This is a genomic window from Halomonas sp. 3D7M, assembly GCF_014897885.1.
In the GTDB taxonomy this organism is placed as follows: domain Bacteria; phylum Pseudomonadota; class Gammaproteobacteria; order Pseudomonadales; family Halomonadaceae; genus Vreelandella.
Map to the genome: position 1 here is coordinate 19,456 of NZ_JABUZF010000240.1, position 11,323 is coordinate 30,778.

Sequence of the window (11,323 nt, forward strand, 5' to 3'; positions counted from 1 at the left end):
CCCATAAAATATCCGCGGGTCTACTGCAAGATTTAGAAACGCCGGAGCAAGTGGCCGAAGGGATCCGTCAGCTAGGCGACAAGGTACGCGAGAAATTCCCTCAATATGCTATTCGCGAATACTGTTTGCAGCCAATGCAGCGTGGTAAACACTCAATGCAGATCTGTGCCGGGATCACGCGTGACCCTGTATTCGGTCCGCTGATTGTTTTTGGGATAGGTGGCTATAAAGTAAACGTGCTAGCGGACCGCCAGATTGCGCTACCGCCGCTGAACATGAGCTTGGCCGCTGACGTGGTGGGCAGGACCCATGCGGCTTCATTGATTCGCGAGCATTCGGCCGACCCCGAACGAGATATCCAGCGGCTCTGCCAGCTGTTGGTCAAGCTGTCTCAAATGGCGTCTGACTTAGTCGACTTGAGAGGGCTTGAACTCAATCCTTTGTTGCTGAACCGTGATGGGATGTTAGCCGTGGATTTTGCCATGGACTTAGGGCCGCCTGCGCGTTTTGCCATCATGCCTTACCCTGAAGAGCTACGTGAATGGGTAACGCTGACAAATGGATGGCGGGTAGAGGTTCGCCCCATCCGCGCGGAAGATGCTCCGCTGATTACGACGTTCCACCGGCAGTTATCAGAGGAGAGTATTCGTTTTCGTTACTTCCACAATAAATCTAACTTAACCCAGCGTGATCTGTCGATTCTGTCGCATATCAACTACGACCGACAGATGGCCTTTATTGCCGAACATCAGCACGATGACGGGAGTAAAGAGATGTTGGGTGTCGTTCGGGTATGGAATGATCCTGATAATATTCGCACGGAGTTTTCGATTATTATCCGTGACGACTTGCAGGGGCTGGGTATTGGTAGCCTGTTAATGAACAAGATGATCGATTACTGCACCAGCATTGGCACGCTCGAAATGATCGGCAAAATTATGGTCGATAACCATCCCATGCGCGCCTTGATGAAGCACTTGGGCTTTAAGTGTCGCTATAACATGGAAGAGCAGGTGATTGATGCCGTGCTCAGGTTGAACGAGCCTGAAAGTGAATGGCAGCGTCACCGGTTAGAGAGCCCAGCCTGACTAGGCTGCTTCTGACCCAGATGAGCCTGCCTCAAAAGAGGCAGGCTCATTCATGGGATGGGTAAACGCGAGTGACGAAATGTCTAAATTAAGAACCGACTAACTTAATGAATTGCTTGATTAAGGAGCTAAGCGGAAGCGGCTCCAGTCGCCGCCGTCACGCCGCTCAAAACGCAGGCGGTCGTGAAGACGACTGGGTTGCCCCTGCCAGAACTCTATCATTTCAGGATTAACTCGATAGCCACCCCAGTGATTCGGACGCGGAATATCTTGTCCTTCGTAGGCTTGTTCAAAGCGTTTTTGCCGCTCTTCGATCCAATTGCGATCGGGGATCACAACGCTTTGGGTAGCAATCCAGGCACCCAGCTGGCTACCACGTGGACGACTTGAGAAGTACTCATCAGACTCCTCTTGTGCCACTTGCTCTACGGGACCTTCGATGCGCACTTGTCGTGACAGCGAAGGCCACCAAAAGGTGATGGCCGCAAAAGGTACGTTACTCAGCTCGCTACCTTTGTGGCTATGATAGTTGGTGAAAAACACCATGCCTTGCTCATCAAACCCCTTGAGCAGAACGACACGGGCATGGGGGCGCCCCTGGCTGTCTACCGTAGCAAGGGTCATTGCGTTACCGTCTTGTCCTTCCGTTTCCAGCGCTAGGCTAAACCACTCATCAAACAGCACAAAGGGATTGTCGGGGGCTTGGGCTTCATCAAGGCGGCCACCTTCATAATCGCGCCTAATATCAGCTATATTGCGTGTCATTGAATACTGCTCCCTTTAAATTTTGTTCATGGTCGCTGGTCTTTCGGTAAAGCTCAAGCCCTGTCTCTACGCTTTGTTGACAAGCTCTATTTGGAAGCCCAGCCGAGAGGTTGATGGCGTTACGGGTAATGCAAAGTTGCTTGATTGTATAACGCGTCGCCTGTGCTCTGTAATGCGTTATATCAGAAACATTGAAGAAATGAGAAAATGTATGGATAGAAGATAAAGGGCAACGTAATGCAGAATGAAAGAAAACAGCTGGCCGTTTGGGACGTCTTTGTACGCTTATTCCATTGGTGTCTGCTGGCAGCGGTGGCCATTTCGTTTTACACCGCGAAAACCAATGGCGCACCGTTTTTGTTTCCGATTGAGGCTCATGCCCAAGCAGGCTACCTGATTATTGGTTTATTGATATTTCGCGTGATCTGGGGTGTTTCAGGCCCTATCTATGCCCGCTTTAGTACGTTTGTTTATGGGCCAAAAAATACGGCAATTTATGCAAATGCGCTGCTCAAGCGACGTGCACCTCGCTATGCGAGCCACAACCCCTTGGGGGGGTGGATGGTGGTGCTTCTGCTGCTCTCACTGAGTTTTCAGGCAGTGAGTGGGCTGTTTTTGAGTGACGATATCTTCTTTCAGGGCCCGCTTTACGGTTTGTTGGGCCGAGACATAAGTAGCGAGCTAGCCAGCTTGCATTCACTCAATAGTGATGTGCTGCTTATCCTGATAGCAATCCATGTTGCGGGCATCGTTGTGCATGCTCTGCAAGGAGAAAATTTAGTCGCGGCGATGGTGACGGGAATCAAACGTTTCAATAGTGAACCGATTGATATAAAACCTGCCCGCCGAACTAAGCATCGCCTATTTGCGCTAGGTGCTTTTTTAGTTGCGGCGGGCGTTTGTGGCTGGCTGTGGTTTTATCCCTACTGATGTTTTTAGCAAACAGAGGGTAGCTAAGCTTATGCTTGGCGCTGTTGACGGCTGCGAAAACGCGCGTACGCCATGCAGCCAGTAAATAGGGCCAGGGATGCAAGCGCTTCCAGCACACCGCGAACGCCTTGGCCGGGTAGGGTTGCCAGCATAGTGCCCTGCGTGAAGTACAGTAGGCTAACAAAGGCTAACCAGGCATGGCCTCTGGCTCGCTGACCAATGATCGAGGGTAGGAATAGCAAGAGTGGCAGCACAAACGCGACCACTGGACGCCAGTTAAAGGTATCACCTTGAATAAAAAAGCCACGATAGACAACAAGCAGCAGCAGAATGACAAAGCTGACGAGGACTAACTGCCTTGCTTGCTGCGTGAGCTTATCGAGTCCATGGCGAGTCTCAAGACCTTCTAACCACTGCCTCATACTGCGTCCTCCTGGCGCATTGTATGCAGTGCTCGCGCAAGCTTGGCTAACCGCTTGCCTTGAGCAAGACACAGTGCACGCTCATGCTCGTCGACAGAGCGGTCACTACGCGCACCGGCAACATGACTAGCCCCATAGGGCGTGCCACCGGTTTGGGTACTAAGAAGGGCGGTCTCGTTATAGGGGATGCCGGCGTAGACCATGCCGTGATGCAGTAACGGAATGAGCATGGTGAGCAACGTGCTTTCCTGGCCCCCATGAAGGCTGGAAGTGGAGGTAAATGCACAGGCAGGTTTATCAATCAATGCGCCATTCATCCATAGGCTGCTGGTGGTATCTAGAAAATACTTAAGCGGTGCCGCCATATTGCCAAAACGCGTAGGGCTACCCAATGCCAACGCGCTGCAGTTGCGCAAATCTTCGAGGTCTGCATAGACTGCTCCCTCCGCTGGAATTTCGGGGTCAACGGCTTCACAGGTTGTGGAGACAGGGGGGACGGTGCGCAGCCGCGCTTCAATCCCCGTAATGCTTTCGACACCTGCTGCAATTTGCCTTGCCATATCCGCAGTGGCTCCTGAGCGCGAATAGTAAAGAATTAAAACAAACGGCGTGGAATCACTCATGAGGTATCCTAGAAATAACGACGTAAAGAGGGCACTGCGTTGTCTGCTTATGGTACCAGAGCTACCGGTTGTACAGGAGATGCGTTACGCAATTGGCTAAATGCGGGCAGGCGTAGATAAACCCAGGCAATTGAACCATCCGCCAGCGTTTGTTTGACCCGCTCATAGCGAATACCCAAGCGCTCATAACGATCCAAGCGCAATAGCTGATCCGCAGTGACTTCTAACCGTAACCCTTCTACATGGCTATGGGTATCGGGAGTCAAGTCCAGGCCTTGTTTTTTAAAGCCCTCAAGACGTGCTGGTTGTGGGTTGCCTGAACTGCCCATCACCACCCAGCGCACAGGGAGATAGCGCAGCGTGCCATAGACGAAGACGCTGTGGGTTCGTTCTTCAATGACTGGCAAGTGGGAGGGGCGCTCGTAAAACCACGGGCTCAGCATTGTCAGCCAAAGCCAACCTGCGGCACCGATTAGTAGTGCTGCGCTACACGCGATCAAACGTTTTAACCAAACCATGCCCACTCCTTTGATAATGTTGGCTATCAGCGTGGCGTTAGATGTTAATGAAAACAAGTCTTAAGCAATGTCGGCGGGTTTGCTAGGATAGAGGCATTAGACCCTGTCAGAGGAGCCTGTTATGAATCAATCACTTCGTGATGAGATGGATTTCAGTGCGTTGGTCGGCGATGTAAAGCCGTTACCCAAGCATAACCGCGCAGATACAGGTACCCAGCGCCAGCGGCCTACAGAGGCCCAGCTTGCTCGTCGTGAAAGTGCTGAGCAGCGTCTGGAAGAGCGTAATTTCTTATCCGATGATTTTGTCGACTTGTTGCCGCCCTTTGATCCGATTGAATACCGCCGGGAGGGTATTCAGCAAGGAGTGGTCGATAAACTGAAGCATGGTGGTTACAGTGTTCAGGCCCAGCTACATCTGCTACGGCGGCCGCTGGCAGAGTGCCGCAGAATGCTGTTCCCGTTTATTCAAGAAGCTTACCTCCACGACCTTCGCTCTGTGCTCATTGTGCATGGGAGGGGGCGAGAAATAGATAGTCCTGCGAATGTCCTGCGTTCCTATCTGGCTAAATGGCTTACTCAGTTCGACGAAGTGCAGGCTTATATTTCTGCGCAACCTGCGGAGGGTGGCCTTGGCGCCACCTGGGTCATGCTACGTAAAAGTGACCGTGCCAAAGCTAACAACCGTGAGCGCCAGCAAAAACGTCGCGGATAGCCTGCCATTGTTTATCGAGTAATTGTTTATCAAACAAAAAGGGCAGCCGAGAAGCTGCCCTTTCTGTTTCTATCTCTACTTCTATCTTTCTACGTCTATCTCGATATCGTTTGCGGTTACTGCTTTGTGTCCGCCAGGCGGCGTTCGAACAATGCTTGGCGCTGCTCAACATCGGTTTGGTAGCGAACACTAAACATATTCAACGCACGGATAGCGTCGTCTGGATGCTGATCATCACGCAGAGCCATGGCGGTAAAGCCACAGCGGCGCATGTAATCCAACTGGTCGACCAACACATCACCGACTGCACGTACTTCACCGGTATAGCCGTAGCGTTCGCGAAGCAAACGAGCAAGCGTGTAGCCACGCCCATCCGTAAATGCCGGGAAATCGATGGCAATCGCACTGGTACGGCTTAGCTGCTGGCCAAGCTCCGTGGTTAACTCGGTATCACTTGAAAGCAGCGGTGCTAGCTCGGCATCGTCCTGGTTCGCTTGCCAGAGTGCCAGCGGCACAAAGGCGGGACGCTGTTCAGGGAGCGTGTCTGCGTCATAGGACACACACCAGGCATTCTCTGCTGCCAGTTCACCATCAGCGATCAGATGGTCGACATGTACTGGCGTGAGCTCAACCGCGTCAGTCTGAGTGTCATTGCTGGGCATAAACACGCTCCTTAAAGGGTTTTAAGCCAATACGGCGATAGGTGTCGAGGAACCGCTCGTCTGCGTGACGTTCGGCCACATAGACTTGCAGTACCTTATCGACAACGTCCGGCACGTCTTCGCGGTAGAAAGAGGGCCCTAGGATTTTACCTAACGAGGCATCGTCAGTTGAGTTACCACCAATCGAGATTTGGTAGTACTCTTCGCCTTTTTTGTCGACGCCGAGGATGCCGATGTGGCCAACGTGGTGATGCCCACAGGCGTTCATGCAGCCTGAAATATTCAGATCCAGCGGGCCGAGGTCATAGAGGAAGTCCAGGTCTTCAAACCGCTCCTGCAGTGCTTGGGCGATGGGGATAGAGACCGCGTTGGCCAAGCCACAGTAGTCGCCGCCAGGGCAGCAGATAATATCGTTCAGCGTACCTACGGTTGGATTGGCCATGCCCAGTGCATCAAGCTCTTTCCAGAGCGCCTCTAGCTCATCGACGGGAACGTCAGACAGCACTAGGTTTTGCTCGTGGGTCACGCGCACTTCACCGAAGCTATAGCGATCGGCCAGGTCGGCGACGGCTTCCATTTGATCCGCTGTGACATCGCCAGGCGCGTGTTCGCGGCGCTTAAGTGAAAGGGTCACCGCTTTATAACCAGGGACCTTGTGGTCGGTGACGTTATTCGTCACAAAGCGGGCCAAACTACGATTTTCGCTGCGTAGCTGTTCGAAATCGGCAATGGCGCTCTCAGCAACCGGACGGCGCTCTGGTTCAGGGAAGTGAATCTTGGCCGCATCAACCGCTGCTTGGTTAAGTGTTTGCGGGCCATCTTTAAGATGCGCCCACTCTTCGTCAACGCGGCGGCGAAACTCTTCAATACCGAGCGCTTTGACGAGAATTTTAATACGTGCTTTAAACTTGTTATCGCGGCGACCAAATTGGTTGTATACGCGAACACATGCTTCTAGATACGTTAAGAGGTGCTGCCAGGGAAGATCTTCGCGCACCACGTCGCCAATCATCGGTGTGCGGCCAAGACCGCCACCTGCCAGCACTTTAATGCGGACGTCACCGTCTTCGTTACGCCATAGCCGCAGGCCGATGTCATGCACTTGAATAGCTGCGCGATCTTGGGCGGCACCGCTGACGGCAATTTTAAATTTGCGTGGCAGGTAGGCGAACTCAGGATGTAAGGTTGACCACTGGCGAATTAGCTCACACCAGGGGCGCGGATCTTCCACTTCATCACCGGCAATACCTGCAAACTGGTCGCTGGTGGTATTGCGGATGCAGTTTCCGCTAGTTTGAATAGCGTGCATTTGCACTTTGGCGAGGTCTGCCAAAATATCGGGTACGTCTTCCAATGCTGGCCAGTTCAGCTGCAAGTTTTGCCGAGTCGTGAAGTGGCCATAGCCACGATCATAGCGCCGAGTAATTTCCGCTAACGCGCGAAGCTGCTTACCCGCCAGCATGCCGTAGGGGATGGCGATTCGCAGCATTGGCGCATGCTTCTGAATATACAGGCCGTTTTGGAGTCGCAGCGGGCGAAACTCTTCTTCTCCCAAACGCCCGGCGCGGTAGCGGTCCATTTGGTCACGAAACTGAGCGACGCGCTCGTCAACCAACGTTTGGTCGTGAATATCATAACGGTACATGTGGCACGATCCTGCTAAAAGCGAAATGGTCACGTCGAGACGGACGGTAATGTGCCGTCACCTTAACGCGGGCGTCATATTCTACAAAAGAATATATAATTATCTTTTTATCGCTAAATGGTATTTGAGGTTTATAGTCATAGCGTTTGAGCTAGCCAGCGTCGACGCTGCCACACCCATAAGAAGCTGCTGGAGTTGAGCGCACGGTAGAAAAGTTGCACTAGCCATACACCGAGTAGCCCATATTCCAACTCAATGCCTACCCACCAGGCCAGTGGCAGAAACACTAGCCACTGCATGCTCAAAGTAAGCAACATCACTGTTCGCTGAGCGCCAGCGCCCATTAACGTTTGGGCCAGCACCAATGCGGCAGCATCCAGCACTATCATTAAGCCAGTAATCTGTAAGGGAAGAGTACCTGACTGAATAAGTGAGTGATCTTCAAAAAAAATAGCCAGAACAGTGGCCGGGAACAACAGCATAGGGAGTGCCAACACTGTCAGCAGCAAGCCAGCGACGCTTAATGCGTCGATTCCCCAGCGGTGTGCTGCCTGTTGATCATCGCGCCCTAATGCTTCACCGACCAAGCTCATTGCCGCCACACCCACCCCGACGCCAGGTAAAATAAGTAGCAACGATAGATTCACTAGCACATGGCCCACAGCGACACTCTGCGTGCCCATCCTACCTAATAGCCAGAACAGCACCACATAGCCGGCGGCAAACCATACTTGTTGCAGTGAGTGTGGGATAGCCAAAAATAGTGTGGTCTGTAATGAGCGCAATGTCAGCTTCTGTCGGGTAAGTGCGTGGGCGTTATAGGTCACGCAAGCCCAAATAATCAGCCCCAGCAGTAGCGAAAGCGTCGTGCCCATACCTGCACCATTGGCACCCAGCGCCGGTAGGCCACCAATGCCATAAATTAATCCTGCACTAGCGACCACATTGAACACATGCACAATGACGATAATACGCAGGTAAAGGTGCGTGTGTTGCCGCCCGTTCCAGTAACCGCGAAAGCAAAGTGTCAGGGCAATCGCGGCTAACGATACAACGCGCCAGCGGAAATACTCCACGGCAATCGCCGTCACGTCATCTGCTGGCGTCATTAGCTGTATTAACCGGGGAGCCTGCCACCACGCGAGACACGATAATGGAATGCCGACCATAACGGCGATCAGCAAGCCAGAGTGAAGTGAGCGTGTTAGCGGGAAGTGTTCTGCGCCCAGGTCTTGAGAGGTTTGCGACTGGACGCTGGAAGAGAGGCCAAAAACCAGCGCCGTCATCATAAACATGGCATAGCCGCCGATACCAACACCTGCCAATGCCTCTTGGCCTAAATGGCCTACCAGTGCAGCATCAATAAGGTTGAGCATGCTCTGTGAGAGCATGCCCAGCATGATCGGTAAGGCTAAGCGCATGACCTTACCTTGGCGGCGGCCCACTGCTGACATTAGCTAGGGTCGTAAGAGAGCACTGGCGATAGCCAGCGTTCCATTTCCACTAATGGCATCTGCTTGCGTTGCGCAATCGCTTCCACTTGATCCCGGGTGATTTTTCCGGTGGAGAAGTATTTGGACTGGGGGTGTGCGAAGTACCAGCCAGAGACCGCCGCCGCAGGCCACATGGCAAAATTTTCGGTCAGTGCCAAGCCGGTATTTTCCGTCGCATCAAGCAACCGGAACAGCGTGGCCTTTTCGGTATGGTCAGGGCAGGCTGGGTAGCCGGGAGCAGGGCGGATACCCTGATATTTCTCGGCAATTAGCGCGTCATTATCCAGCGTCTCTTCCGGCACATAGCCCCAGAACTCTTTGCGCACGCGCTCGTGCATGCGCTCGGCAAACGCTTCTGCTAAACGGTCGGTTAATGCTTGCACCATGATGGCATTGTAATCGTCACCAGCTGCTTCATAGGCTTTAGAAAGTTCATCAACCCCATGGCCTGTGGTAACGGCAAAACCACCGATCCAGTCGGCTTTGCCGCTCTCTTTAGGCGCAATAAAATCCGCCAGACTGTAGCAGATCCCATCACGCCCTTTGGTGGTCTGCTGACGAATGTGATGCAAACGCTCAACGATCTCGGTGCGGCTTTCATCGGCATACACTTCAATGACATCGTCATCGACGCTGTTAGCGGGCCACAAGCCAATGACGCCGCGCGCCTGAACGCGCTTTTCGTCGATTAGCTTGCGCAGCATCACTTTGGCATCTGCAAACAAATTGCGTGCAGCTTCCCCGACCACCTTGTCTTCAAGGATTTTGGGGTACTTGCCAGCAAGCTGCCAGCTCATAAAGAACGGTGTCCAATCGATGCGTTCAACCAGCTCTTCAAGGTCGTAGTTATCGAAGGTTTTGAGACCCAACACCTGAGGTTTCACTGGAGTAAAGCTGTTCCAATCCGTGCGAAAGCGCCGTTTACGGGCTTGGGTATAGTCCAGGTCTGCGGCTTTAGGGCGGCGTTTGGCGTTACGCTCGCGCACTTTTTCGTACTCTTCGCGAATCTCGGCAACGTAGGCGGCTTTAAGGTTCGGCGCCAGTAAACGGCCCGCGACGCCAACCGCTCGGGAGGCATCGGTTACATAAATCACGGGGTGATCGTATTGTGGCTCAATTTTTACGGCTGTATGGGCTTTGGAGGTAGTGGCACCACCAATGAGCAGCGGCAGATCCATGCCCCGGCGCTTCATTTCTTTAGCAACATGCACCATCTCATCAAGCGATGGGGTGATCAGTCCTGAAAGTCCAATGATGTCAGCATTGTGATCTTGGGCGGCCTGAAGAATTTTTTCGGTAGGCACCATCACGCCAAGGTCGATGACTTCGTAGTTATTACACTGCAGTACCACGCCGACAATGTTTTTGCCGATATCGTGAACATCGCCTTTAACCGTGGCCATTACGATCTTGCCTTTGGCCTTGGTCTCTTCGCTTTTTTCCGCTTCGATATAGGGAATCAGATAGGCAACCGCCTGCTTCATGACGCGAGCCGACTTAACTACCTGGGGTAGGAACATTTTGCCGGCACCAAACAGGTCGCCAACCACGTTCATACCATCCATTAACGGGCCTTCGATCACCTCGATGGGCCTAGCGGCCTCGGCGCGAGCCTGTTCGGTGTCCTCTTCTATATATGCAGTTACGCCTTTAACCAACGCATGCTCGATACGCTTATTAACCGGCCAACTGCGCCACTCCAGGTCTTCTTTTTTGGCGGCGCCGCTGCCATCGCCCTTGTACTTGTCGGCAAGGTCAAGCAGCCGCTCGGTACCATCGCTACGGCGGTTGAGCACGACGTCTTCTACCGCATCACGCAGCTCAGTGGGTAAGTCATCATAAACCGCCAATTGGCCCGCATTGACGATGCCCATGCTGAGGCCTGCACGAATGGCGTGGTAAAGGAATACCGAGTGAATGGCTTCACGAACGGGGTTATTGCCTCGAAATGAAAACGAGACGTTCGATACGCCGCCGGAGATCATCGCGTGAGGCAGGTGCTCACGGATCCACTGGGTAGCCTCAATGAAATCGACGGCGTAGTTATTGTGCTCATCTATGCCGGTCGCGATAGCAAAGATATTAGGGTCGAAAATAATATCTTCCGCAGGGAAGCCAATGTCATCGACTAGTAAGCGGTAGGCGCGTTCACAAATTTCGGTTTTACGCGCAAAGGTATCTGCTTGGCCTTCTTCATCAAACGCCATGACCACAATGGCGGCGCCAAAGCGGCGACATTTGGTGGCTTGCTCGCGAAACGCGGCTTCACCTTCTTTCAGCGAGATAGAGTTAACAACCGCTTTGCCCTGAACACACTTAAGGCCCGCTTCGATGATGTCCCATTTAGAGGAGTCGATCATGATCGGAACGCGAGCGATATCGGGTTCGCCAGCGATTAAATTAAGGAAACGAACCATCGCTTCCTGGGACTCCAACATGCCTTCGTCCATGTTGATGTCGATAAT

11 protein-coding genes are annotated in these 11,323 nt (G+C 52.9%); 3 read left to right on the forward strand and 8 right to left on the reverse strand.

The genetic code is table 11. The features are described from left to right. The coding region (locus INT22_RS21085; protein ID WP_226912739.1) for a GNAT family N-acetyltransferase at window positions 1-1,088 on the forward strand (1,088 nt) is incomplete at its 5' end. A 120-nt stretch (window positions 1,089-1,208) separates the two neighbouring features. Here INT22_RS21085 and pdxH read toward each other — a convergent pair. Beyond that, entirely contained in the window at window positions 1,209-1,853 is a 645-nt protein-coding gene (gene pdxH / locus INT22_RS13975; protein WP_038484211.1) for a pyridoxamine 5'-phosphate oxidase, read from the reverse strand. 237 nt (window positions 1,854-2,090) lie between these two features. Between pdxH and INT22_RS13980 the strand changes: the two genes are divergently transcribed. Further along, window positions 2,091-2,783, forward strand: a complete 693-nt coding sequence (locus INT22_RS13980) for a cytochrome b/b6 domain-containing protein (protein ID WP_193060432.1) — start codon at window positions 2,091-2,093, stop codon at window positions 2,781-2,783. Between the two features lie 29 nt (window positions 2,784-2,812). Here the strand turns inward: INT22_RS13980 and INT22_RS13985 are convergent, their stop codons facing one another. Genes INT22_RS13985 through INT22_RS13995 form a run of 3 tightly spaced genes read right to left on the reverse strand, consistent with a single transcriptional unit; the run spans window position 2,813 to window position 4,346 of the window. Then, the gene (locus tag INT22_RS13985; RefSeq protein ID WP_193060433.1) at window positions 2,813-3,205 is read right to left on the reverse strand and encodes a DUF2069 domain-containing protein; all 393 of its coding nucleotides are present in this window, start codon (window positions 3,203-3,205) and stop codon (window positions 2,813-2,815) included. Further along, the gene (gene wrbA / locus INT22_RS13990) at window positions 3,202-3,828 is read right to left on the reverse strand and encodes an NAD(P)H:quinone oxidoreductase (RefSeq protein ID WP_125747878.1); all 627 of its coding nucleotides are present in this window, start codon (window positions 3,826-3,828) and stop codon (window positions 3,202-3,204) included. Before wrbA ends, INT22_RS13985 begins: the two co-directional genes overlap by 4 nt. 47 nt (window positions 3,829-3,875) lie before the next feature. Beyond that, the gene (locus tag INT22_RS13995; RefSeq protein ID WP_193060434.1) at window positions 3,876-4,346 is read right to left on the reverse strand and encodes a gamma-glutamylcyclotransferase family protein; all 471 of its coding nucleotides are present in this window, start codon (window positions 4,344-4,346) and stop codon (window positions 3,876-3,878) included. A gap of 121 nt (window positions 4,347-4,467) precedes the next feature. On the opposite strand from INT22_RS13995, the gene smrA reads away from it, so the two are divergent. After that, window positions 4,468-5,058: a DNA endonuclease SmrA gene (gene smrA, locus INT22_RS14000; protein ID WP_089038370.1), complete on the forward strand. Its 591-nt coding sequence runs from the start codon at window positions 4,468-4,470 to the stop codon at window positions 5,056-5,058. Between the two features lie 116 nt (window positions 5,059-5,174). Here the strand turns inward: smrA and INT22_RS14005 are convergent, their stop codons facing one another. The 4 genes from INT22_RS14005 to metH all read right to left on the reverse strand — a co-directional run. Further along, window positions 5,175-5,720 carry a DUF934 domain-containing protein gene (locus INT22_RS14005; protein WP_193060435.1) on the reverse strand — a complete coding sequence of 182 codons (546 nt, stop codon included), beginning with the start codon at window positions 5,718-5,720 and terminating at the stop codon, window positions 5,175-5,177. After that, on the reverse strand, window positions 5,707-7,365 hold the full coding sequence (locus INT22_RS14010) for a nitrite/sulfite reductase (protein WP_089038372.1): 1,659 nt from the start codon (window positions 7,363-7,365) through the stop codon (window positions 5,707-5,709). The genes INT22_RS14005 and INT22_RS14010 overlap by 14 nt, the downstream gene beginning before the upstream one ends. Window positions 7,366-7,502: 137 nt before the next feature. Continuing rightward, window positions 7,503-8,819, reverse strand: a complete 1,317-nt coding sequence (locus INT22_RS14015) for an MATE family efflux transporter (RefSeq protein WP_193060436.1) — start codon at window positions 8,817-8,819, stop codon at window positions 7,503-7,505. Continuing rightward, a partial coding sequence (gene metH, locus INT22_RS14020) for a methionine synthase (RefSeq protein ID WP_226912740.1) occupies window positions 8,819-11,323 on the reverse strand: 2,505 nt, incomplete at its 5' end. The genes INT22_RS14015 and metH, both read right to left, overlap by 1 nt.